The organism is Ralstonia sp. SET104, from assembly GCF_003851545.1.
Classification (GTDB): domain Bacteria; phylum Pseudomonadota; class Gammaproteobacteria; order Burkholderiales; family Burkholderiaceae; genus Ralstonia.
Genome location: NZ_BHVX01000008.1, coordinates 1 through 23,285 on the forward strand (window position 1 = coordinate 1; position 23,285 = coordinate 23,285).

The following is a 23,285-nucleotide window of genomic DNA, read 5'->3' on the forward strand; positions in this document are numbered from 1 at the left end:
AGGTGGTCGCTCAGCATCGCGACCAAAGTTAACAGCCTGCCGCTCTGTTTACAACTCCAACCCCTAAAAACAAAAATGCCGTTCAGGTCTTAACTGAACGGCATTAGCCCTTCGGGGCTGCTTTTTCATCTGAGCCAGCTGATCACACCAGCCGGCGCATACTGCCTTAGCGCTTGCGGCGCAGCCGCGCGATCGCTGCCAACTGCGCAGCAGCCACGGCCAGTTCACCTTGCGCACGGGCCAGATCCAGGTCGCTGCTCTGGTTCTGCAACGCCTCTTCGGCCGCACGCTTGGCTTCCGTTGCCTTGGCTTCGTCCAGGTCGTGACCGCGAATTGCGGTATCGGCCAGCACAGTCACCCTCTTCGGCTGCACTTCGAGAATGCCACCGGCAACGAACACGAACTCTTCGCCGCCGTCTTCCTTCTCGATGCGCACGGCGCCCGGCTTGATGCGCGTGATCAGCGGCGTGTGGCCGGGCAGAATGCCCAGCTCGCCGGCTTCACCGGGCAGCGCCACAAACTTGGCATTGCCGGAGAAGATCTCGTGCTCAGCGCTGACGACGTCTACATGAATGGTTGCCATCTCGATTCCTTTGCTCAGAAAAGCCGCTTCCTGAATGGACTTCAGGAAGCCAGTACTGGCCCCCCGCGCCACAGTCGCGCACGGGGCCAGACGTCGCGCTTACTGGAGCTTCTTGGCCTTTTCGAAGGCTTCGTCGATCGAGCCGACCATGTAGAACGCCTGTTCCGGCAGGTGATCGCACTCGCCGTCCACCAGCATCTTGAAGCCGCGGATGGTTTCCTTCAGCGGCACGTACTTGCCCGGCGAACCCGTGAACACTTCTGCAACGTGGAACGGCTGCGACAGGAAACGCTGGATCTTACGGGCGCGGCCCACAGCCAGCTTGTCTTCCGGCGACAGCTCATCCATGCCCAGAATCGCGATGATGTCGCGCAGTTCCTTGTAGCGCTGCAGCGTCTTCTTCACGCGGTCGGCGACTTCGTAGTGCTCCTGGCCCACGACTTGCGGGTCGAGCTGACGCGAGGTCGAATCGAGCGGATCCACTGCGGGGTAGATACCCAGTGCAGCGATGTCACGCGACAGCACGACGGTGGAGTCCAGGTGCAGGAAGGTCGTGGCCGGCGACGGGTCGGTCAAGTCATCGGCAGGCACGTACACAGCCTGGATCGACGTGATCGAGCCAGTCTTGGTCGACGTAATACGTTCCTGCAGCTTGCCCATTTCTTCAGCCAGCGTCGGCTGATAGCCCACGGCCGAAGGCATACGGCCCAGCAGTGCCGACACTTCCGTACCGGCCAGCGTGTAGCGGTAGATGTTGTCGACGAAGAACAGGATGTCGCGGCCTTCGTCGCGGAAGCGCTCGGCCATCGTCAGGCCGGTCAGCGCCACGCGCAGACGGTTGCCCGGCGGCTCGTTCATCTGGCCGAACACCATGGCCACCTTGTCGAGCACGTTGGAGTCCTTCATTTCGTGGTAGAAGTCGTTGCCCTCACGGGTACGCTCGCCCACGCCAGCAAACACCGACAAGCCCGAGTGCTGCTTGGCGATGTTGTTGATCAACTCCATCATGTTCACGGTCTTGCCGACGCCGGCGCCACCGAACAGACCCACCTTACCGCCCTTGGCGAACGGGCAGACCAGGTCGATCACCTTGATGCCGGTTTCCAGCAGATCCACCGACGGCGACAGCTCGTCGAACTTCGGGGCCTTCTGGTGAATCGCGCGCTTTTCGTCGCAAGCGATCGGGCCGGCTTCGTCAATCGGACGACCCAGCACGTCCATGATGCGGCCCAGCGTACCGTGACCCACCGGCACCGAGATCGGCGCACCGGTCGTCGCCACGCGCATGCCGCGGCGCAGACCGTCGGACGAACCCAGCGCAATGGTACGCACCACGCCGTCGCCCAGCTGTTGTTGCACTTCGAAGGTCAGACCCTTCTCGGCGAACGACGCTTCGTTGCTGTCATCCAGCACCAGCGCGTCGTAAACCTTCGGCATCGCGTCGCGCGGGAACTGAATGTCCACCACGGCGCCGATGCACTGCACGATATTTCCGTTTGCGATACTCATTTGTATCTCCAAATAACTTGATTCTTTGCCGTGGCTATCAGACTGCCGCTGCGCCGCTGACGATCTCGGACAGTTCCTTCGTGATCGCTGCCTGACGGGTCTTGTTGTAGACCAGTTGCAGTTCGCCGATCACGTTCTTCGCATTGTCCGAAGCGGCTTTCATCGCAACCATCCGGGCCGATTGCTCGGAGGCCATGTTCTCAGCCACCGCCTGGTACACCAGCGCCTCGACGTAGCGGATCAGCAGCTCATCAACCACCGTCTGCGCGTCCGGCTCGTAGATGTAATCCCACGAGTAGGCCTGCTTCTCGGCGTCGCTCTGCGTCAGCTTGTCGGCGGTCAGCGGCAGTAGCTGCTCGACCACCGGCTCCTGCTTCATCGTGTTGATGAAGCGGGTGTACGCGAGATACACCGCGTCGATCTGGCCAGCGTTGAACGCGTCCAGTTGCACCTTGATCGCGCCGATCAGCTTTTCCAGGTGCGGCGTGTCGCCCAGATGCACGACATTCGAGACCACCTTCGCACCGACGCGGCCCAGGAACTGCATGCCCTTGGTACCGATGGCGGTGGTTTGCGTCTCGACACCCTTGTTCTGCAGGTCGCGCAACTGGTTGGTGACGGCACGCAGCACGTTGGTGTTCAAGCCACCGCACAGGCCCTTATCCGTCGTCACCACGATCAGGCCGGCGCGCTTGATGTCGCGCGCAACCATGAACGGGTGCTTGTACTCCGGATTGGCCAGCGCCATGTGCGCAGCCACGTTGCGGATCTTCTCAGCGTACGGGCGGGCAGCACGCATCCGTTCCTGCGCGCGGCGCATCTTGGATGCGGCGACCATTTCCATCGCCTTGGTGATCTTGCGCGTGTTTTGCACGCTCTTGATCTTGGTGCGGATTTCTTTTGTTCCGGCCATTTCACTCTCTCCGTTCAGACCTGGCCACGCAGGCTAAGCGTGGCCAACTCCAGGAATGACGCGGTTAGAACGCGGCGGACTTCTTGAAATCCTCGATCGCGGCACGCAGAGCGGCCTCATCGTCCTTCGACAGATCTTTCGTATCTTCGATGCGGTTGATGAGATCGGCGTACTTCGTCTTCAGCGTGTCGTGCAGGCCCTTTTCGAAAGCCAGGATGTCCTTCACGTCCACGTTGTCGAGGAAGCCGTTGTTGGCTGCGTACAGCGACGCGGCCAGCTGCCACACTTGCAGCGGCTGGTATTGCGGCTGCTTGAGCAGTTCGGTCACGCGGCGGCCGCGCTCGAGCTGCTTGCGGGTCGCTTCGTCCAGGTCGGAAGCGAACTGCGCGAACGCAGCCAGTTCACGGTACTGGGCCAAGTCGGTACGGATACCGCCGGACAGCTTCTTGATGACCTTGGTCTGCGCAGCACCACCCACACGCGACACCGAAATACCGGCGTTGATAGCGGGGCGAACACCAGCGTTGAACAGATCGGTTTCCAGGAAGATCTGGCCGTCGGTAATCGAGATCACGTTGGTCGGCACGAACGCGGACACGTCGCCGGCCTGCGTTTCGATCACGGGCAGTGCGGTCAGCGAACCGGTCTTGCCCTTGACTTCACCGTTGGTGATCTTTTCAATGTGGTCAGCGTTCACACGAGCAGCACGCTCCAGCAGGCGCGAGTGCAGGTAGAACACGTCGCCCGGGTAGGCTTCACGGCCAGGCGGACGGCGCAGCAGCAGCGAAACCTGACGGTAAGCCCAGGCTTGCTTGGTCAGATCGTCATACACGATCAGTGCGTCTTCACCGCGGTCGCGGAAGTATTCGCCCATCGTGCAGCCGGCATAAGCCGACAGGTACTGCATGGCGGCCGAGTCGGACGCAGCAGCAGCCACCACGATCGTGTATTCCAGCGCGCCGTGCTCTTCGAGCTTGCGCACCACGTTGGCGATCGTCGAAGCCTTCTGGCCGATTGCCACGTACACACAGAAGATGCCCTTGCCCTTCTGGTTGATGATGGCGTCGACTGCCACGGCGGTCTTGCCGGTCTGGCGGTCGCCAATGATCAGCTCACGCTGGCCACGGCCGATGGGCACCATTGCGTCGATCGACTTCAGGCCGGTCTGCACCGGCTGGCTCACCGACTGACGTGCGATCACGCCCGGAGCGACCTTCTCGATCACGTCCGTCTTCTTGGCGTTGATCGGGCCCTTGCCGTCGATCGGCTGGCCCAGTGCGTTGACCACGCGGCCCAGCAGTTCCGGGCCGACCGGCACTTCCAGAATGCGGCCCGTGCACTTGACTTCCTGGCCTTCGGAAATGTGCTCGTACTCGCCCAGCACCACAGCGCCGACGGAGTCGCGCTCAAGGTTCAGCGCGAGGCCGAACGTGTTGCCCGGGAATTCCAGCATTTCGCCTTGCATCACGCCCGACAGGCCATGAATGCGGCAGATACCGTCCGTCACGGAGATGACCGTGCCGGTGTTCTTTGCGTCAGCGCCAGCCTTCAAGCCCTCGATACGGGTCTTGATCAGGTCGCTGATCTCGGAGGGGTTCAGTTGCATCGAATGCTCCTAATTCTTCAATCTGGTTCGCGGGCGGCGTCTCGTCGATTTAGCCAGTCACGCGAATCAGCATTACGCGGCGGTCAGCGCAGACTGCATCTGCGTCAGGCGCGCGCGCACCGAGGTGTCGAGCACTTCGTCGCCAATCTGCACACGCACGCCGCCGATCAACGAGGGATCGACGCTCACATGCGCCTGCAGCTTTTTGCCGAACTTGCGTTCGAGCGTGGCGACCAGTTCGGTCAGGGGCGCGCCCTCAAGCGGGAACGCACTGGTGATCTCGACGTCGGCGGCGCCTTCGCTGGCATTCCGCAGCACATGGAATTGCGCGGCAATTTCCGGCAGCAGCGACAGGCGCTTGTTGGCCACCAGCAGGCCAACCAGTTCCTTCGCCTCATGCGAAACCGGAGATTTCAGCGCCGACAGGAAGATCCCCGCCACATCGGCTTTGGAGAGCTTCGGATCATCGGCGACTGCCTTCATGTCGGGCACAGCGGCAATTTGCCCCATTTCCGACACGAGCTCAGACCATGCACCCAGATTGCCGGCCTTCGCTACGCGAAACAGCGCCTCTGCGTACGGACGGGCAACGGTTGCGAGTTCTGCCATGATTACAGCTCAGCCTTGAGTTGATTGAGCAGATCAGAGTGGACCTGCGCATTGACTTCACGCTTGAGGATCTGCTCGGCACCCTTGACGGCCAGCGTGGCAACCTGGTCGCGCAGCGATTCACGCGCGCGCACGGTTTGCTGCTCGGCTTCGGCCTTGGCTTGCGCGATGATGCGCGCGGCTTCAGCTTGGGCGTTTTGCTTGATCTCGTCGGCGCTCATCTGGGCACGCTTCTCAGCGTCCGCGATGCGCTGCGCGCCTTCATTGCGCGCTTCGGTCAGTGCCTGGTCGACCCGCTTGTTGGCCAGCTCCAGCTCAGCCTTGCCCTTATCGGCTGCGGCCAGGCCATCGGCAATTTTCTTCGCGCGTTCGTCGAGCGCCTTCACCAGGGGCGGCCAAATGAATTTGGCGACAACCCACCACAGGATGAAGAACACGACCATCTGCGCGACGAGTGTGGCGTTCAGGTTCATGGTGTGTTCCTTTCGGTATTGAGACTACGGATCAATGCACGAAGCGGCGAGGGTCACGCGTTGCGAGTGCCCTGGCCGCCTCCGGCATCATGCAGACCGAAAAGAATTACTTGATGACCGACAGCAGCGGGTTGGCGAACGCGAACAGCATGGCCACGCCAACGCCGATCAGGAATGCCGCGTCGATCAGGCCAGCCAGCAGGAACATCTTGGTTTGCAGCGGGTTCATCAGTTCAGGCTGACGTGCGCAGGCTTCGATGTACTTGCCGCCCATCAGTGCGATGCCGAGGCAGGCGCCGATGGCACCCAGGCCGATGATGATGCCGATACCGATGGCGGTCAGACCTTGGATGTTGGCGAGAAATGCTTGCATGATGACTCCCTTTTACGTGAAAGACTAAGAACTTGAGAACTTGGAAAAATCAAACGGAACCGGAGAACCTGAACCGCAACTACTTAGTGGTGTTCATGTGCCTGGCCGATGTACACCAGCGTCAGCATCATGAAGATGAAGGCTTGCAGCAGCACGATCAGGATGTGGAAGATCGCCCACACTGCGCCGGCCACCACGTGACCCACGAAACCCAGCGCCGACGTGTCAGCACCGAACGTCCAGATCGAGCCAAGCAGCGCGATCAGCAGGAACACCAGTTCGCCTGCGTACATGTTGCCGAACAACCGCATGCCCAGCGACACAGCCTTGGCGAGGAATTCAATGATGTTGAGGATCAGGTTGAATGGCGCGAGATACCACTTGGCGCCGAACGGAGCGGAGAGCAACTCGTGCGCGAAGCCGCCCGCACCCTTGATCTTGAAGCTGTAGTAGATCATCAGGATCAACACAGCGAACGACATACCGAAGGTGCCGTTCAGATCGGCCGTGGCCACCGCGCGGTGGTGCGGCACGTGCACGCCGAAGGTGCTCAGAAGATGGTTGACGCCCGTGACCCAATCCACCGGAATCAAGTCGACCGCGTTCATCAGCGTGACCCACACGAAGACCATGAGCGCCAGCGGAGCGATCCACGAGCGATCGCCGTGGATGATGCCCTTTGCCTGGTCATCGACCATCTCGACAACGAGTTCAACGAATGCCTGGAAGCGGCCGGGAACGCCGGCGGTGACGCGGCGTGCAGCAATGCCCAGGAAGACAATGCCGATCGCGCCCATCAACACGGACCAGAACATCGTGTCCCAGTTGATGACGGAGAAGTCGACGACGGAGGCTTGCTTGCCACCGATGCTATTGAAATTCTGCAAATGCTCCGCGATATACGCGGAAGGCGTGAGAGCGTGCTCGGCGGCGTGGCCAGCGGCTTCTGCGACTTCAGTTGCCATGATGATTCAGTCCAATATTGCGAAACATTCTTCGTGATCCGTTTCAGCTCGCGCCCGATGCTCAACAGGTTTCCCTGGAGATCGCGGACTGCACGCGGCTGGAGCGTGCCACCTTATTCTTGCGGAGTGTCAGCGCAATGAACCGAGGCTTCTCCTACCGCGGTTCCTGCTACGTGCCAACATTTCCGGTGCCCGCCGCATCGCGGTGGGCCGGAGTCGATCATCGCAGCGCGAGACCGACCCAATACATCTTGAGCGCCAGGATCAGGGTGATCAGCAAGGGCGGCCAATGCAGGCCCTTGAACACCACCACCACAACCACCAGCAGCGCGACCGTGCCGAGCACCTTGATCGCTTCGCCCACCACCAGACGGGCGATGGATTCGAAACCCCTGGCCCCCGACAGCCGCATCGCGAACCATGCCGAAGGCACCACACATACACCGCCACCCAGCAGGGCCGACAACGCAGCTTGGCCCGCTGACGCAGTCCCCGTGCCTGCGTACCAGCTGCCGACAAACCATCCGAGCGCACACAGGAGTGTGATGGCCACCTGGCCGAGCACGATGGAAAAGGGCGTGATACGCGAGGCCCGCAGAGCCTGCTCGCCGAACAGAGCGACCGCCTCGTCATGTGAAAGCGCACGCACTGGCGGCTCCGCCTTCTCCTCGTCGTCCCAACGATCGCGCTTCGGATCCTGCTCCGACTGAGGTCGGGCGGCTTCGAACGAAGCGTAAGAATCGGGCCGTTGCCGGTCGGTTGGCTGCATGGAAGAATGCGCTTTCATCATGCCGCACCGCTTTGGGTCAGGCGGATTTAAAACCGCACGATTTTACGGGACACGGCGTTCGCCCGTCAACGCGCAAGCGAACGCTCGTGCGGGCGCCTTAGGCAGCACTCCGCACGGCAGCGTTCCATACCGCAAGCGCAATGACGTGCTGCTGCCGGAGTACCAAATCCACCGATGCAGCGGGCGCCCCGTTGATTCCATGATGGTGCTGGCGACACACAGCGTCGATGACGTGCGAGGTAATCGCACCAATTCTGTGCCACGAAGTGCCCGTAAATGGCGCAGCCGTAGGCGAGATGGAGCCTGCGTCAAACTGTCGCAGGCGCCGGATTCACGCAACCTCTTTGTCGTTCTCTGGTCGCAGGCGCGCCAGCAAACCGTCAAACTCATCGAGGCTGCTGAACTGCACGGTTAACTGACCGCGACCTTTGGCCGCCAATTTGATCTGCACGCCCAAACCGAGTTGGTCAGCCAGTTCTTCCTCAAGGCGCGCAACGTCACGGCCACCCTGATGACCGCCCTTCTGCTTGAGTGACTTCAACTCAAACGGCTTGAGCGTCAACGCCACCAGTTTTTCCGTCTCACGCACCGAAAGGCGCTTGTTGACGATCTGGTTAGCCAATGTGATCTGGGTTGCGCCATCAACGGCCAGCAGCGCACGGGCATGGCCCATGTCGAGGTCGCCGGCCATCAGCATGGTCTGCACGGGCTGCGCGAGGTTCAGCAAACGCAACAGATTCGATACGGCGCTGCGCGAGCGACCGACCGACTCCGCTGCCTGCTCATGCGTGAACTGGAATTCACGCACCAACCGCGCAATGCCCTGCGCTTCTTCCAGCGGGTTGAGATCTTCGCGCTGAATGTTTTCGATCAGCGCCATCGCGGCGGCGGATTCGTCCGGCACGTCCTTCACGAGCACCGGCACTTCGGTCAGGCCAGCGAGGCGCGAGGCACGGAAGCGACGCTCACCTGCGATGATTTCGTACTTTGGCTTCGTGCCGTCGGACTCGACCTTGCGCACCAGGATCGGCTGCATCAGCCCTTGCGCGCGAATGCTCGCGGCCAGTTCCTGCAATGCACCCTCGTCCATCCGCGTGCGCGGCTGATACTTGCCGGGCTGCATTTGCTCGAGCTTCAGCACCGTCGGCGCGCCCTCCTGCTTGGCGGTCTCGACAATCTCGGCGGGACTGCCGAGCAGTGCTTCGAGGCCACGTCCCAATCCCTTTTTCTTCATTGTGCTCATGTTGTTCCTCTTGCCACAGAGCCGGCGTCAGGCTGGCATGTCGGCCATCTGCCGCACGCGCGCGATCATTTCGGCGCCAAAATCCAGGTACGCCTTGGCACCCTTCGATGCCACATCGAACGCCACGCCGGGCATACCGTACGACGGCGCCTCGGCCAGACGCACGTTGCGCGGGATCACTGTCTTGAATACCTTGTCGCCGAAGTGCGATTCAAGTTGCGCCGACACCTGCTGTTGCAGCGTCACGCGCGGGTCAAACATCACGCGCAGCAGACCGATCACCTTGAGATCACGGTTCAGGTTGGCGTGCACCTGCTTGATGGTATTGACCAGATCCGACAGCCCTTCGAGCGCGAAGTACTCGCATTGCATTGGCACCACCACGCCGTGCGCGGCGCACAGGCCGTTGAGCGTAAGCAGCGACAGCGATGGCGGACAATCGATGAGGACAAAATCGTACGCATCGGCCACCTCGGCCAGCGCGAGCTTGAGGCGGTTTTCACGATGCTCCAGATCGACCAGTTCGACTTCAGCGCCGGCCAGATCGCGGTTGGCGGGCAGCACATCATAGCGCCCGGCTTCCGAGTGCTGACGCGCTTGCGCAATCGTCGCCAGGCCGACCAGCACCTGGTAGACGCTGAACTCGAGCGTGTGCTTGTCGATGCCCGAGCCCATCGAGGCATTGCCTTGCGGGTCGAGGTCGACCAGCAGCACGCGCTGCCCTTGTGCGGCCAGCCCCGCCGCGAGGTTCACCGTGGTGGTGGTCTTGCCGACCCCACCCTTCTGGTTGGCGATCACGAAAATATTCGACATGACTCCTCTGCGGTGAATGGCTCGCTACAACGTTCACTCACGCCGACGGCGCGAGGATGACCAGGTGACGCTCGGCCGGCAACCCCGGCACGGTCAGGCGTTCGATGGATTCAACAGTCCAGCCGGCAGGCAGGCGCTCGATTTCGGCATCGGGGCGCACGCCCTTCATGGCGACCATGCGGCCGCCTGGCGCCAGCAGATGGCCAGCCAGATTCACGAAATCGACCAGTTCGGCAAATGCGCGCGACGTGATGACGCCGTAGCCGTTGGCATCGGCCAGCTTTTCCACGTGGCCCCAATGCGATTGCGCGTTGGCCAAGCCAAGCTCCGCGCGGCACTGTGTCAGGAAGGCGGTCTTCTTTTGCACGATATCGACCATCGTGACGCTCACATCCGGAAAAGCGATCGCCAGGGGAATGCCGGGCAAGCCGCCGCCGGAGCCGACATCCAGCACGCGTGGCGCTTTGGGCTGCGCACGGCGCGCCAGCTCAGCAATGCGCGACACAGCCGACAGCGAATCCAGCAGATGATGCGTAAGCATCTCGCCCGCATCGCGGATGGCGGTCAGGTTATAGACACGGTTCCACTTGGCGAGCAGCCCCTGATATGCAAGCAGGCGATCCAGTTGCGCGGCATCGAGCGACAGGCCAAGCGCGCGCGCACCGGCTTCCAGTTCCAATCGAGCATCAGCCACATTCGCCATCAAGCTGCCTCGCCTTCAGCACTCGAACGGGGGCCAACTTGGCCGCGAAGCACGCCCTTTTTCAAATGCACCAGCAGCAGCGACACCGCCGCCGGCGTGATGCCAGAAATACGCGAGGCTTGGCCGATGGTCTCGGGCTTGTGCTTGGCCAGCTTCTGCTGCACTTCGATCGACAGGCCACGCACCTGCGAATAGTCGAAGTCCGCCGGCAGGCGGGTGTTCTCATTGGCGCCCAGGCGCTCAACTTCATCCGCTTGGCGGGCAATGTAGCCGTGGTATTTGATGCCGATCTCGACCTGTTCGCGGATCTGTTCGGCCAGCAGCGGATCTTCTGCAAATGGGCCTTCGGGCGCGTACTTGCCACCCTGCATGCCCATTAGGGATTCGTACGTCACGTTCGGGCGGCGCAGCAGATCGGCCAGCGAATATTCGCGCTCGATGCCTTTGCCCAGCACTGGCTCTGCGTCTTCTAACGGAAGGATCGCCGGGTTCACCCAGGTCGATTTCAGCCGCTCTGTTTCACGTGAAACAGCATCGCGCTTGCGATTGAACGCGTCCCAGCGGGCATCGTCGACCACACCAATGGCGCGGCCGGCTTCGGTCAGACGCATGTCGGCGTTGTCTTCCCGCAAGCTCAAGCGGAACTCGGCGCGGCTGGTGAACATGCGGTACGGCTCGGTCACGCCCCGTGTGATCAGATCATCAACAAGCACGCCCAGGTAGGCTTGGTCGCGGCGCGGCGTCCACGCATCTTTGCCCTGAACTTGCAGACCGGCATTGATACCGGCGAGCAAGCCTTGGGCTGCGGCTTCTTCATAACCGGTTGTGCCGTTGATCTGGCCTGCGAAGAACAGCCCGGAAATCGCCTTGGATTCAAGCGAAGACTTCAGCGCACGCGGGTCGAAGTAGTCGTACTCGATGGCATAACCTGGGCGCAGGATGTGCGCGTTCTCCAGGCCGCGCATCGAGTGGATCAGGTCGAGCTGTACGTCAAACGGCAGGCTGGTCGACACACCGTTTGGATAGAATTCGTTGGTCGCCAAACCTTCTGGCTCCAGGAAAATCTGGTGGCTGTCCTTGCTGGCGAAACGGTGAATCTTGTCTTCAATGCTCGGGCAGTAGCGCGGCCCCACCCCTTCGATCACGCCTGTATACATCGGCGAGCGGTCAAGCCCAGCGCGAATAATGTCGTGCGTGCGCTCGTTGGTGTGCGTGACCCAGCATGGCACTTGGCGCGGATGCATATCCGCACGGCCCATAAACGAGAACACCGGCACCGGATCAAGATCGCCCGGCTGCGCTTCCAGCGCCGAGAAATCAATGGTGCGACCATCAATCCGCGGCGGCGTGCCGGTCTTCAGGCGCCCTTGCGGCAACTTCAATTCTTTCAGGCGCGCTGACAATGACACCGCTGCCGGATCGCCCGCGCGGCCGCCGGTGTAGTTGTTCAGCCCCACGTGGATCTTGCCGTCGAGGAACGTCCCCGCCGTCAGTACCACGGCACGTGCACGGAACTGCACCCCAACCTGCGTGACCGCGCCGATCACACGATCGCCGTCAACGAGCAGATCTTCCACCGCCTGCTGAAACAGCATCAGGTTCGGCTGGTTTTCGAGGCGATGGCGGATCGCCGCCTTGTACAGGACGCGGTCCGCCTGGGCGCGGGTCGCACGGACGGCCGGCCCCTTGCTGGAATTGAGGATGCGAAACTGGATCCCGCCCTCGTCCGTGGCGATGGCCATGGCACCGCCCAGCGCATCGACTTCCTTGACCAGATGGCCCTTGCCAATGCCCCCGATGGACGGGTTGCAGCTCATCTGCCCCAGCGTCTCGATGTTGTGCGTTAGCAGCAGGGTCTGACAACCCATGCGTGCCGCCGCCAAAGCGGCCTCGGTGCCGGCGTGTCCGCCGCCCACCACGATCACATCGAATTCAATTGGATACAGCATGGCTTCCTCCTCGCATGGAGGCATCGAAAATTTGGAGAAGCGGAATTATAAGTCGGGCAGCTACACCGCAGTTCGACGATGCGGTAATCGAGACGAAATTCCCTCGCCTTTCGTGTTTCACGTGAAACATGCACCGCTTACTTCAATCGTTTGTGTTTCACGTGAAACACATCGGAGCGTGAAACCCACTGCTTTTAGATGGCGCCTCGAATTTCCGTTGGCGCGAGGAAAAAGAAGGGCGGCCGGTCTGAGTGCAGGGCGTTTGCCTCCCTTCCCTCTCTGCTACAGAAATTCAATGCGTGTTCGCCATCTTGGGCGAACCTTTCTTTGCCTGGCTCCGTTGGCGAGCACACCATAAGCAACCAAAACAAAACGCCGCACCCCAAGAGGTACGGCGTTTGAACACACCGGTTATTGAAAGCGTCAGCTCAGTTCTGCAGCTTCCACTTCCCATCCTTGATCTCTACCATCACACGCGCCCGCTGATCCAGCCCCAGGTGATCCTTCGGATTCATGTTCATCACCCCATGCGAGATCGCCAGATTGGAAGTCGTCTCCATCGCATCCCGCAGGCCCTTGCGGAACGCGGGCGTGCCTGGCGCCCCCTTCTTCAGCGCCTCGGGCATCGCATGCGCCAACAGCAGACCCGCATCCCACATATGGCCGCCGAAGGTGGAAACCTGCCCGCCATACGCCTTCTCATACGCGGCCTTGTAAGCCAGTGCCGGCTTCTTCACCGGATTGCTGTCGGGCAACTGCTCGGCCACCAAGATCGGGCCGGCCGGCAGGAACGTGCCCTCGCAATCCTTGCCACATACCCGCAGGAAGTCGGCATTTGCCACTCCATGCGTCTGATACAGCTTGCCCTTGTAACCCCGCTCCTTGAGCGCCCGCTCCGGCAATGCCGCCGGCGTGCCCGAACCGGCGATCAGCACCGCATCCGGATTGGCCGACATGATCTTCAGCACCTGCCCCGTCACCGATGTATCGGTGCGCGCAAAACGCTCGTTGGCGACGACCTTCAGCTTGCGCAGCGCCGCGACCTTGTCGAACTCCTGCGCCCACGACTCGCCATAGGCATCGGTAAAGCCGATCAGCGCGACCGTCTTCACGCCATGGTTGGCCATGTGTTCGGCAATGGCGGTGGCCATGTGGGAATCGTTCTGCGGCGTCTTGAACACCCACGCGCGCTTGGCATCCATCGGCTCGATGATGCGTGCCGATGCGGCCAGCGTGATCATCGGCGTTTCGCTTTCGGCCACCACGTCCACCATCGCCAGCGAGTTGGGCGTGACGGTCGAGCCGATCACCAGGTCAACCTTGTCTTCGGTGATGAGCTTGCGCGTGTTCTTGACGGCGGTGGTGGTGTCGGATGCATCGTCGAGCACGATGTACTCGATCCTCTTGCCCGCGATTTCCTTGGGCAGCAGCGCCACCGTATTCTTCTCGGGAATCCCCAGCGACGCCGCCGGCCCGGTGGCCGACACCGTGATGCCAACCTTCACCTGGGCGAATGCCGTGCCTGCCAACAGCGCCGTCGCGGCGAGTGCGATGCGGGATGCGCGCGAAACCTTCATGCCGTCTCCTGAAGAGTGTGGGCGGGTTCTGCGCCCGCCCTAATTTGGCCGACCGCTGGGTCGGGGATGAACGAGTCTAGAAGGAGTCACGCCGCGCAGGCAAGGGGGAGATACCCCGAACCTTAACGTGTTCACGACCCGTCCCGATTCAGCCCACGTGATACACCCGGCCACTCTGCACACCTTCCACGCTGCGCCGGTACGCCAGCGCCGCGCGCCCTGCCGACACCGGCTCAAAACCGGGGAAGAACGGGCCATACGCGTCCATCGATTCGGTCAGCACCGTCGGGCTTATAGCGTTGATGCGGATGCCGCGCGGCAGCTCGCACGCAGCGGCACGCACGAAGCCTTCTATCGCGGAGTTCACCGCTGTTGCGTTAGCGCCCTGTGCGATCGGCTCCTGGCCGACGATGCCGGTTGTGAGTGTGATCGAACCGCCGTCGCTCAGATAATGCTGGCCGACCAGCGCCAGCCGCACCTGACCGAGCAGCTTGTCCTGCAGGCCGATGTTGAAATCCGCCGCCGTCATCCTGGTCAGCGGCCCGAAGAACAGATTGCCGGTGGTGGACACAACCGCATCCACGCAGCCGAGCTTGTCGAACAGCGCCGCCACGCTGTCGGCATGGGTGATGTCGACCTGATGCTCGCCTTGCGTACGGCCGACGCGGATGATTTCATGCGCCCCGCCCTGCTCCAGTTCCGCCACCACGGCGCGGCCAAGCGTGCCACTGGCGCCAATCACGACGATTTTCATGCTGTGCTCCTTCGCATATCCGGTTGGAATGGCGTTCATTCTTGACCGAACCCATCATGCGATAAAGCCGTGATACCTTCACCTATTGCTAATCAATAGTTCGGAATATGGACAAGCTGCGCAGCATGGAAACCTTCGTCGCCGTGGTGGAGGGCGGCAACTTCACCGAGGCGGCGGCGCGGCTGGAGATATCGGCAGTGATGGTCGGCAAGTACGTGAGCGCACTGGAGACGCAGCTCGGTGCGCGCCTGCTCCAGCGCAGCACGCGCCGCCAAAGCCTGACCGATGCCGGTCGCGTCTTCTATGAAGACGCCAAACGCGTGCTGGAACAGGTGCGCTGGGCGGAGACATCCGTCGAGCGGTTGCGTGCCTCGCCATCTGGCACGCTCAAGATCAGTGCGCCCACCACCTTCGGCGCATGCGTAATCGCCCCACTCGCGGCAACGTTCCAGCAAGCGCACCCGCAGGTGCGGGTGGACCTGAGCCTGAGCAACAGCAGGGTCGATCTCGTCGACGAAGGATTCGATCTTGCCATCCGCATCGGGCCACTCGGAGAAGCCGATCTCGTGGCCAAGCCGCTGTGCGTGTACCGCATGGTCATCTGTGCGTCACCGGATTACTTGGCGCGGCATGGGCATCCGGAAACACCGGCTGACCTGCCGCAGCATCGCTGCCTCTCGCACATGGTGTGGAACAACCGCAATGCGTGGCAGCTCACCGGCTGGGATGCGAGCACGCCATGGCGCGATGATCCGGCCCTCACCTGCAACGACGGTCACGGCCTGCGCATGGCGGCGATGGCCGGGGCTGGCTTGCTGTTGCAGCCGGAAGTGCTCGTTGCAGAAGACCTGGCGAATGGCCGGCTCGTGCGTGTGCTGCAAGCCTATGCGCCAGCGCCTCGGCCGATCCACATCGTGTATCGGCAGGATCGGCGGCCGTTGCCGAAGCTGACGAGTTTTGTGGCGCATCTGGTGGCGCAGGTGACGGCGCGCGTCCCCACATCGGCGGCACAATAGCGCCCATGCAACCCGAAGACCTCCAACGCCTCGTCACCACGCAAATGCCCTTCGGCAAATACAAGGGCCGCCTGATTGCCGATCTGCCGAGCCACTACCTCAACTGGTTCGCGCGGGAGGGCTTTCCGCCGGGGCAGATCGGCCGCTTGCTTGCGCTGATGCAGGAACTGGATCACAACGGCCTGAAAGGCCTGCTCGACCCATTGCGCCAGCGCCGATAGCACGCCGATCATTCAATCGCCGTTGATGTAGCGCAGCAGCCCCGCCGCCAGCGCATCAAACACGACACGGCAACGCGGGCTGTCGCGCAGGTCTTCATGCATGGCGAGCCACGTATCGAGCGTGATGGAGATCTGATCGCTGAACAGCCGAACCAGATCCGGGTTGTGACGCACCAGGCCGACCTGGCAGAAACCGACACCAAAGCCCGCCCGCAGCGCGGCAATCGCAGCCAGATCACTGTCGGTGCGCAATGCGAAGCGGTTGCGCTGAATCCACGGCAACTGCGCTCGCATGCTGCGCAGGAACGCGTTCTCTTTGTCGTAGCCGATCAGCGCGTGGGCAGCGAGGGCTTCTACCGTGGTGGGCGTACCGCGCTGCGCCAGATAGCGTCGATGCGCAAACAGCCCCAGTTCGATACCGCCAAGGTGCCGTGCGACGAGCACGCCCTGGCTCGGCGGCAGCATGCGCACGGCGATGTCGGCCTCCCGGCGTAGCAGATCTTCCATTCGGTTCGAGGGCACCAGCTCGAGCGTCAGTTCCGGATACGCAGCGTGCAGATCGGCGAGGATGGGCGGCAGCACTTCCACCGCGACGACTTCGCTGGCGGTAATCCGCACGGTGCCGCGCACGCCTTCGCCCTGGCTGGAAGCGGCACGCAGCAAGGCGGCGCTGGTGGCTTCGAGCGATTCGGCAAACGGCCGCAGTGACAGGGCCGCCTCGGTCGGGCTCAACCCCTGCTGCGTACGGATGAACAGCGACATGCCCAGGGCCTGTTCCAGCGCATCGACATGGCGCCCTGCCGTGGGCTGCGTCAGCCCCAGCGCGCGCGCCGCGCCCGACAGCGAACCCGCTCTCACCACGGCCAGAAACGTCCGATACAACTCCCAACCGGGTTCCGATTTGTTCATACAAATTTGTATAACTGCACGTTCATCATCATCAATTCCATTGAAGCACACGCGCGCCCAGAATGCCTCCATCGCAACGCTCACACATCTCCAAGGAGCACGGACATGGAACAGGCAAAACGCATCGCATTGGTTCTGGGCGCCACGGGCGGCATCGGCGGCGAAGTGGCACGGCGCCTGGTCGCACGCGGCTGGCATGTGCGGGCGCTGCAGCGCAATCCGGATGCACTCACTAACCGCAACACCGCGTTCGAATGGATACGCGGTGACGCGATGGTGCGCGAGGACGTGGTCGGCGCGGCGCAAGGCGCGGAACTGATCATCCACGCCGTCAACCCGCCGGGCTACAAGAACTGGGCTGGCCAGGTGCTGCCGATGATCGACAACACGATCGCCGCGGCCCGCGCTCGGGGCGCACGCATCGTGCTGCCGGGCACGGTGTACAACTTCGCGCCGGACACGTTTCCGGTGCTGCGTGAGAGCACCGCGCAACAGCCGCTCACGCGCAAAGGCAAGATCCGCGCGGAGCTGGAGCGCCGCATGCAAGCCGCCAGCACAGACGGCGTGCGCAGCCTGATCGTGCGGGCGGGCGATTTCTTCGGGCCCCATACGGGCAACAACTGGTTTGCCGGTGCGCTGGTGCGGGCGGGCAAGCCGGTGCGCACGCTCACGTATCCGGGTGCGCACGGCATCGGCCACCAATGGGCGTATTTGCCGGACGTGGCCGAGACGATGTTGCGCCTGGTCGATCAAGGCGACCGCCTGCCCGACTTCGCCGTTTATCACATGCGTGGCCACTGGGATGCCGACGGCACGCAGATGGCCGCATCGATCGGCCGCGCGGTGGGGCATCCCGTGAAGACTCGCGCGTTTCCGTGGTGGCTGATGCCGGCCCTGGCGCCGTTCTCTGAAATGCTGCGTGAGATGCGCGAGATGCGTTATCTGTGGCAGCACCCGGTGCGCATGGACAACGCGAAGCTCGTGCAGACGCTCGGCGCCGAACCGCACACGCCGTGGGACGAAGCCGTGGGCGCGACGCTGCGCAGCCTAGGCTGCCACTGAAACGCGCGCGGCTATCGTCAGGAAGTGCGTGAGATCGGGCGTCGCCTGGCGCTCCATCTTGGCGAGGTCATCCCAGCGGCGCAGTTGCAGCGCATCGGCGGCGTATGGGTGCTGCATGAAGGCCTCGGCCTCCTCCGCCGTGAACACGCCGCCCTGCAGCGCCAGGCTGCGCACGGAATCCGCAGACAGCCGCGCGTAGTAATGCGCGTCCATCGCGCACAGGCAGCGCTTGGCATCCACATGCAGGCGGATAGGCTCCAGCACCGCATCAGGAAACGTCGCACGCAGAAACGGCAGCACAAAGTACTGGTGCTGATCGTCAATACCGTGAGCGGTGGGCGTGTCACCCTGCAGGTTCAGCAGATGGCCCAGATCGTGCAGCAACGACGCGGTAACAAGCGCATCCGAGGCCCCGGCCGCTTCTGCCAGCGCCGCTGTCTGCAACGCGTGTTCAAGCTGGGTGACGGGCTCGCCGCTGTAGGCGATATCGCCGTGGCGACCAAATAGCGTGCGGATATCGTCGAGGCTCAGGGCCATGATGCTGCGCGAAAGAAAGCGGAACCTCGCAGCGTAATCCGCGCATGCGGCAACGCAGTGACAGCAAGGCAGCCCATTAGCCTGCGTGATCCGCACGATTAGAAAGTTTGGTTGGGAATGCGCCGGACATGGCCTTATCTTCAGGGCCTGCCGATACATCGGAGCGCATCATGCTCGCAGGTCAATCCGTGCAGGTCGCGCACGCGCTGGAACAGGTGACGGAGTATTGGTCGCCGCGCATCGTCGGCCAGGTCAACGACCAGTACATCAAGGTCGCAAAGCTCAAGGGCGAGTTCGTCTGGCACGACCACCCGAATGAAGACGAGCTGTTCTTCGTCGTCTACGGCCGCCTGAAGATCGCTTTTGAAGACCGCCCCGACGTGCACCTCGGCCCAGGCGAATTCTGTGTGGTGCCGCGCGGCGTGCGCCACTTTCCCGTCGCTGATGATGAGTGCGGAATCCTGCTGATTGAAACCGTCACCACGCAGCACACCGGCGACACCATCACCGAGCGCACCGTAGCGCTCGAGACGCAGTTGGGTGCGTAAACATCAGCGGATGAACGCGTCGTAGGCCGTCTTCAGGATCAACGCCAGGACCACCACGATAAACACCTTGCGCACGAAGCCGCTGCCATGCCGCAGCGCAAGGTGGCTGCCAACCTGATTGCCGGCCACGTTGGCCACTGCCATCACCAGGCCAAGCTGCCACCACACATGCCCCTTGGATGCCAGCAGCAGCAAGGCCGCCACGTTGGTCGCCAGATTGACGATCTTGGTGGACGCCGATGCGTGCAGAAAGTCGTACCCGAACACGCGCACGAACACGATCATCAGAAAGCTGCCGGTACCGGGCCCGAACACGCCGTCGTAGAAGCCGATGACAGCACCAGCCAGCAGCGCCGCCGTGCGCTCGCGCCAGCCCTTGAGACTGGGGGCGTGGTCGGCACCGAGATTCTTCTTCACCACGGTGTAGATCAGCAGCACCGCCAGCACAAAGGGCAGCGCGCGGCGCAGCGGCTCGGCCGGGATATGCATGAGCGCCCACGCGCCCAGCAGTGAAAATGCAAACGCCGTGACCACCGCGGGCGCCGTTGCGCCCCAATAGATGCGCACCGTACGGCCGTAACGCACCGCCGCCGTGGCCGTGCCCGACATCGACGCGACCTTGTTGGTGCCGATCAGCGTGGCAGGCGCGATGTTCGGGTACGCCGAGAAGAGCGCGGGGATCTGCACCAGACCGCCGCCACCGGCCACGGCGTCGATCAGGCCAGCGAGAAAACCGGCCACGGCGAGCAAAGCGAATTCCATCAGAGACAGCCAAACAGGAAGAATTAGCCCAGCGACTTGGGCGAGGGGCGCGCGCTGCGCCGCCAGCAACCGGACGCATCCAGCGCGAAGCCAAGCCCTGTGGCGTCATCCGCCGCAAGCGCTGCGGGCGGCAGCAGGACGTGGAGTATGCCATGTGCACGAGCGTACTCATGGATGGCCGCCAAGGCGGTATCACGCGTGGTCACGTCGCCAGAAAGCACCATCACGCCAACCGGCAACCACGCCACCAGCCCGCCCAGCGCCAAGTGCGGCACCAGCGTGATCGGCGCCACCCCGGCTAACGCGTCGCCCATTTCAACCAGAAAGCACGGATGCACGCTCGGATGGGCGAGCAGCGTATCGACGGCATGCGCCAACTGCAGCGGCGAAGCAGTCGACGCGATGGCAGACAGCAGGCGCGGCCGATCGTCGGGCGTGGCAAGGCGGGTGGACAGGTTCATGGGCGGCTCTGGCGAAGGCGCCATTGTCATGCAGCGGCTGCATGGGCGTCGACACCTCGTGGGAAGGATTCTGCGTTTCCCATCACGGCACGCCTGCGTGCAACTCATTCCAGGCATTATTACCGCATCCAGCCATTAATGCGGAAAATTGCATTTGACACTCGGTATATTGATTTCTAGGATCCAGCAGTCGATTGCGAAATGCAACAGACCCGGCAGATATTCAGTTATTTTTCAAACCGCCTTGAATAATATGATAGGAGAAATGGCATGCATCGTGCACTGCGAACGGTATTCTTGACGACGGCGCTGTTGTGCCAATCTGCCGCCGTGCTGCTTTTCGTGCAGCGGCCTGCGCTGGCGGAATCCAGTCCGCCCGCCCCCACAGCGGGCACCACGCAAGCCAAAGCACTCACCAAGGATAAATACAGGGACGAGGTAACTGCATTGAAGCAGGTGGAAGAACAGCAGCGAGAGGAAGGAAAGTCGGAAGAAGAAATCGCCCGAAATGTCGACCAGAAGCGCCGAGAATTGAATCAGCGGTATTATTCGACGCTTCCGGATGCCGAGCGCAAAGCCCTCTACGCCAGCAACAAAAAGAAATATGGAAATGAGATCGGCCCCGACATCGATTATTTCAAAAAGAAAGGGCGCTCTTGGCGGGAAATCAGCGACTCGGCAAGCAAGGTCAGTTCAAAGATTTGAGGCAATCGCTTAGCCAGCCATGGGTCGATAACCTGATGGCCACAAACTAAAAGGCCCTGCCGGGGATCGCCTGGCAGGGCCTTTATCTATTTTGCATCTCCACCGTACATGCGGTGTGTGCTGTCGTCTCCTCGCTCCCGCCTCATTTATCTCGTGCGAAAACCGTGACGCGACTGTAAAAGATGCACCGCAATGCAGCAACTAGAGCAAACCCTTACGGTGCATTGCGCACCAAAGATCACCCATTCGGTTGAAACGCGGCAGCTTCTTCGGCCATTGTGGCCTTAACGCCGCAGCCAGGGCACCCGGGCCGCGATCTCGCCCATGATGCCGCGGCGGAAGGTCAGCACGCAGATCACGAAGATCGCGCCCGTGACCGTGGTGACCGATTCGCCGAGGATGTTGAAGCCGTCGATGCCGGTCGCGCCCGCCAGGAAGGCGCCGATATCGCCGAGCTTGTTTTCCAGCGCGATCACGAGCGCCGCACCCAACAGCGGGCCCGACAGAATACCCAGGCCGCCCACCAGCGTCATCAGGATGACGGAGCCCGACATCGACCAGTGCACGTCCGTCAGCGTCTCAAAACCGAGCACGAGGGTCTTGAGCGAACCCGCCAGGCCGGTGAGCGCGGCTGACAGCACGAAGGCCAGCAGCTTGAAGCGGTCGGTGTCGTAGCCGAGGGACGTGGCGCGCGGCTCGTTCTCCTTGATGGCCTTGAGGATCTGCCCGAACGGCGAGTGAATCGTGCGCACGATCAGCAGGAAAGCCAGCGCGACGATGACGAGCACCACGTAATACAGCGTCAGGTCGGACGACAGATCCAGCACGCCGAACAGCTTGCCGCGCGGCACGCCTTGCAGGCCGTCTTCACCGCCCGTGACCGGCGCCTGCAGGCAGAAGAAGTACAGCATCTGCGCCAGCGCCAGCGTGATCATCGCAAAGTAGATGCCCTGGCGGCGGATGGCCAGCAGGCCGACGATCAGGCCGATGAACGCGCCCGCCGCGGTGCCAGCCAGCAAGCCAAGCTCCGGCGTGACATGCAGGTCGCGCATCATGTAGCCGGCCACGTAGCCGGCGCCACCAAAGAATGCCGCGTGCCCGAACGACAGCAGCCCGGTGTAACCCAGCAGCAGGTTGAAGGCCGACGCAAACAGCGCGAAGCACAGCAGCTTGGCAACAAACACCGGATACGCGCCCACCAGCGGCGCGGCAATCAGCGCCACCAACAGCAAGCCGTACAGGACGTATTTGAGGGAAGAAGAGTTGGTCATGTTGGCTGCGCCGCTCATTTCTCTTTACCGAACAGGCCCGCCGGACGCACCAGCAGCACCAGCACCATGATCACGAACACCACGGTGGCCGACGCCTGTGGATAAAACACCTTGGTCAGCCCTTCGATCACGCCCAGGCCCAGCCCAGTGACGATCGAGCCGAGAATCGACCCCATCCCGCCGATCACGACCACCGCAAACACGGTGATGATCATGCTCTGCCCCATCAACGGCGAGATCTGGATGACTGGCGCCGCCAGCACGCCCGCAAACGCCGCCAGTGCCACGCCAAAGCCGTAGGTCAGCGTGACCATGAGCGGCACGTTCACGCCAAAGGCTTCCACCAGTTTCGGGTTCTCGGTACCGGCGCGCAGGTACGCGCCCAGCTTGGTCTTCTCGATCATGAACCACGTGGCGAAGCACACCAGTAGCGAGGCCACCACCACCCACGCGCGATAGTTGGGCAGCATCATGAAGCCCAGGTCGGTCGCGCCCTGCAGCAGCTCGGGCGTGTCATACGGCAGGCCGGACACGCCATAGATGGCGCGGAACACACCCTCGATGACAAGCGTCACGCCCAGCGTGAGCAGCAGGCCATAGAGGTGGTCGAGCTTGTAGATGAAGCGCAGCAGCGTGCGTTCGATCACCACGCCCAGCAGGCCGATCACCAGCGGCGAGAGCACCAGCATCGCCCAGTACGGCACGCCCAGATACGAGAACCCCATCCACGTGAGCACCGCGCCCAGCATGAACAGCGCACCGTGCGCAAAATTGATGACGTTGAGCAGCCCGAAGATGACCGCAAGGCCCAGGCTCAACATCGCATAAAAGGAACCGTTGACCAGACCCAGCAGCAACTGGCTGAGCATGGCCGGTAGCGGAACGCCGAAGATTTCCATCGCGGTCAGAGAAAGAACGCCAACACAACATTGA

General features: G+C 62.3%; 26 protein-coding genes. 5 read left to right on the forward strand and 21 right to left on the reverse strand.

From position 1 onward, the window contains the following. Window positions 1-166: 166 nt before the first annotated feature. The 15 genes from PSUB009319_RS11900 to PSUB009319_RS11970 all read right to left on the reverse strand — a co-directional run bounded on the left by PSUB009319_RS11900 (window position 167) and on the right by PSUB009319_RS11970 (window position 14,860). On the reverse strand, window positions 167-583 hold the full coding sequence (locus PSUB009319_RS11900; protein WP_124382446.1) for a F0F1 ATP synthase subunit epsilon: 417 nt from the start codon (window positions 581-583) through the stop codon (window positions 167-169). Between the two features lie 99 nt (window positions 584-682). Beyond that, complete coding sequence (gene atpD / locus PSUB009319_RS11905; RefSeq protein WP_037012562.1) at window positions 683-2,086, reverse strand: F0F1 ATP synthase subunit beta; 1,404 nt, start codon at window positions 2,084-2,086, stop codon at window positions 683-685. A gap of 43 nt (window positions 2,087-2,129) precedes the next feature. After that, complete coding sequence (gene atpG, locus PSUB009319_RS11910; protein ID WP_124382447.1) at window positions 2,130-3,005, reverse strand: F0F1 ATP synthase subunit gamma; 876 nt, start codon at window positions 3,003-3,005, stop codon at window positions 2,130-2,132. A gap of 64 nt (window positions 3,006-3,069) precedes the next feature. Next, window positions 3,070-4,611 (reverse strand): F0F1 ATP synthase subunit alpha, encoded by a 1,542-nt coding sequence (atpA, locus tag PSUB009319_RS11915; protein ID WP_124382448.1) that lies wholly within the window; start codon window positions 4,609-4,611, stop codon window positions 3,070-3,072. Window positions 4,612-4,683: 72 nt separating this feature from the next. Further along, entirely contained in the window at window positions 4,684-5,220 is a 537-nt protein-coding gene (locus PSUB009319_RS11920) for a F0F1 ATP synthase subunit delta (protein WP_009239555.1), read from the reverse strand. A 2-nt stretch (window positions 5,221-5,222) separates the two neighbouring features. Next, window positions 5,223-5,693 (reverse strand): F0F1 ATP synthase subunit B, encoded by a 471-nt coding sequence (locus tag PSUB009319_RS11925; RefSeq protein WP_124382449.1) that lies wholly within the window; start codon window positions 5,691-5,693, stop codon window positions 5,223-5,225. Between the two features lie 106 nt (window positions 5,694-5,799). Further along, window positions 5,800-6,066: a F0F1 ATP synthase subunit C gene (atpE, locus tag PSUB009319_RS11930; RefSeq protein ID WP_003262709.1), complete on the reverse strand. Its 267-nt coding sequence runs from the start codon at window positions 6,064-6,066 to the stop codon at window positions 5,800-5,802. A gap of 83 nt (window positions 6,067-6,149) precedes the next feature. After that, entirely contained in the window at window positions 6,150-7,031 is an 882-nt protein-coding gene (gene atpB, locus PSUB009319_RS11935; protein ID WP_124382450.1) for a F0F1 ATP synthase subunit A, read from the reverse strand. Window positions 7,032-7,251: 220 nt separating this feature from the next. Beyond that, window positions 7,252-7,800, reverse strand: coding sequence for an ATP synthase subunit I (locus tag PSUB009319_RS11940; protein WP_124382451.1), 549 nt, complete (start codon window positions 7,798-7,800; stop codon window positions 7,252-7,254). Between the two features lie 352 nt (window positions 7,801-8,152). Further along, window positions 8,153-9,064 (reverse strand): ParB/RepB/Spo0J family partition protein, encoded by a 912-nt coding sequence (locus PSUB009319_RS11945; protein WP_124382452.1) that lies wholly within the window; start codon window positions 9,062-9,064, stop codon window positions 8,153-8,155. Between the two features lie 27 nt (window positions 9,065-9,091). After that, window positions 9,092-9,877 carry a ParA family protein gene (locus PSUB009319_RS11950; protein WP_124382453.1) on the reverse strand — a complete coding sequence of 262 codons (786 nt, stop codon included), beginning with the start codon at window positions 9,875-9,877 and terminating at the stop codon, window positions 9,092-9,094. Window positions 9,878-9,914: 37 nt separating this feature from the next. Then, complete coding sequence (rsmG, locus tag PSUB009319_RS11955; RefSeq protein ID WP_124382454.1) at window positions 9,915-10,580, reverse strand: 16S rRNA (guanine(527)-N(7))-methyltransferase RsmG; 666 nt, start codon at window positions 10,578-10,580, stop codon at window positions 9,915-9,917. Continuing rightward, the gene (mnmG, locus tag PSUB009319_RS11960) at window positions 10,580-12,529 is read right to left on the reverse strand and encodes a tRNA uridine-5-carboxymethylaminomethyl(34) synthesis enzyme MnmG (protein ID WP_124382455.1); all 1,950 of its coding nucleotides are present in this window, start codon (window positions 12,527-12,529) and stop codon (window positions 10,580-10,582) included. The genes rsmG and mnmG overlap by 1 nt, the downstream gene beginning before the upstream one ends. Before the next feature lie 428 nt (window positions 12,530-12,957). After that, window positions 12,958-14,106: an ABC transporter substrate-binding protein gene (locus PSUB009319_RS11965; RefSeq protein ID WP_124382456.1), complete on the reverse strand. Its 1,149-nt coding sequence runs from the start codon at window positions 14,104-14,106 to the stop codon at window positions 12,958-12,960. A gap of 148 nt (window positions 14,107-14,254) precedes the next feature. Then, complete coding sequence (locus PSUB009319_RS11970) at window positions 14,255-14,860, reverse strand: short chain dehydrogenase (protein ID WP_124382457.1); 606 nt, start codon at window positions 14,858-14,860, stop codon at window positions 14,255-14,257. A gap of 107 nt (window positions 14,861-14,967) precedes the next feature. Between PSUB009319_RS11970 and crgA the strand changes: the two genes are divergently transcribed. After that, entirely contained in the window at window positions 14,968-15,876 is a 909-nt protein-coding gene (gene crgA, locus PSUB009319_RS11975) for a LysR family transcriptional regulator CrgA (RefSeq protein ID WP_124382458.1), read from the forward strand. A gap of 5 nt (window positions 15,877-15,881) precedes the next feature. Beyond that, entirely contained in the window at window positions 15,882-16,097 is a 216-nt protein-coding gene (locus tag PSUB009319_RS11980; RefSeq protein WP_124382459.1) for a DUF3820 family protein, read from the forward strand. Between the two features lie 12 nt (window positions 16,098-16,109). On the opposite strand, the gene PSUB009319_RS11985 is transcribed toward PSUB009319_RS11980, so the two are convergent. Next, window positions 16,110-17,006 carry a LysR family transcriptional regulator gene (locus tag PSUB009319_RS11985; RefSeq protein WP_124382460.1) on the reverse strand — a complete coding sequence of 299 codons (897 nt, stop codon included), beginning with the start codon at window positions 17,004-17,006 and terminating at the stop codon, window positions 16,110-16,112. 105 nt (window positions 17,007-17,111) lie between these two features. Here PSUB009319_RS11985 and PSUB009319_RS11990 point away from each other — a divergent pair, with 105 nt between their 5' ends. Next, window positions 17,112-18,068 (forward strand): SDR family NAD(P)-dependent oxidoreductase, encoded by a 957-nt coding sequence (locus tag PSUB009319_RS11990; RefSeq protein WP_124382461.1) that lies wholly within the window; start codon window positions 17,112-17,114, stop codon window positions 18,066-18,068. On the opposite strand, the gene PSUB009319_RS11995 is transcribed toward PSUB009319_RS11990, so the two are convergent. Further along, complete coding sequence (locus tag PSUB009319_RS11995) at window positions 18,054-18,605, reverse strand: phosphonate degradation HD-domain oxygenase (RefSeq protein ID WP_124382462.1); 552 nt, start codon at window positions 18,603-18,605, stop codon at window positions 18,054-18,056. The two genes, PSUB009319_RS11990 and PSUB009319_RS11995, sit on opposite strands and share 15 nt — an antisense overlap. A 170-nt stretch (window positions 18,606-18,775) precedes the next feature. On the opposite strand from PSUB009319_RS11995, the gene PSUB009319_RS12000 reads away from it, so the two are divergent. Beyond that, window positions 18,776-19,153: a cupin domain-containing protein gene (locus PSUB009319_RS12000; protein WP_124382463.1), complete on the forward strand. Its 378-nt coding sequence runs from the start codon at window positions 18,776-18,778 to the stop codon at window positions 19,151-19,153. A 3-nt stretch (window positions 19,154-19,156) separates the two neighbouring features. On the opposite strand, the gene PSUB009319_RS12005 is transcribed toward PSUB009319_RS12000, so the two are convergent. Both PSUB009319_RS12005 and PSUB009319_RS12010 read right to left on the reverse strand, forming a co-directional pair. Further along, a complete protein-coding gene (locus tag PSUB009319_RS12005; RefSeq protein ID WP_124382464.1) occupies window positions 19,157-19,915 on the reverse strand; it encodes a TSUP family transporter in 759 nt (252 codons plus the stop codon). A 23-nt stretch (window positions 19,916-19,938) separates the two neighbouring features. Then, window positions 19,939-20,376 carry a hypothetical protein gene (locus PSUB009319_RS12010; protein WP_124382465.1) on the reverse strand — a complete coding sequence of 146 codons (438 nt, stop codon included), beginning with the start codon at window positions 20,374-20,376 and terminating at the stop codon, window positions 19,939-19,941. A gap of 270 nt (window positions 20,377-20,646) precedes the next feature. Between PSUB009319_RS12010 and PSUB009319_RS12015 the strand changes: the two genes are divergently transcribed. Next, the gene (locus tag PSUB009319_RS12015; protein WP_124382466.1) at window positions 20,647-21,081 is read left to right on the forward strand and encodes a hypothetical protein; all 435 of its coding nucleotides are present in this window, start codon (window positions 20,647-20,649) and stop codon (window positions 21,079-21,081) included. Window positions 21,082-21,365: 284 nt separating this feature from the next. Here the strand turns inward: PSUB009319_RS12015 and PSUB009319_RS12020 are convergent, their stop codons facing one another. After that, on the reverse strand, window positions 21,366-22,352 hold the full coding sequence (locus tag PSUB009319_RS12020) for a branched-chain amino acid ABC transporter permease (RefSeq protein WP_124382467.1): 987 nt from the start codon (window positions 22,350-22,352) through the stop codon (window positions 21,366-21,368). Window positions 22,353-22,366: 14 nt separating this feature from the next. Further along, on the reverse strand, window positions 22,367-23,251 hold the full coding sequence (locus PSUB009319_RS12025) for a branched-chain amino acid ABC transporter permease (protein WP_124382468.1): 885 nt from the start codon (window positions 23,249-23,251) through the stop codon (window positions 22,367-22,369). Window positions 23,252-23,285: the final 34 nt, after the last annotated feature.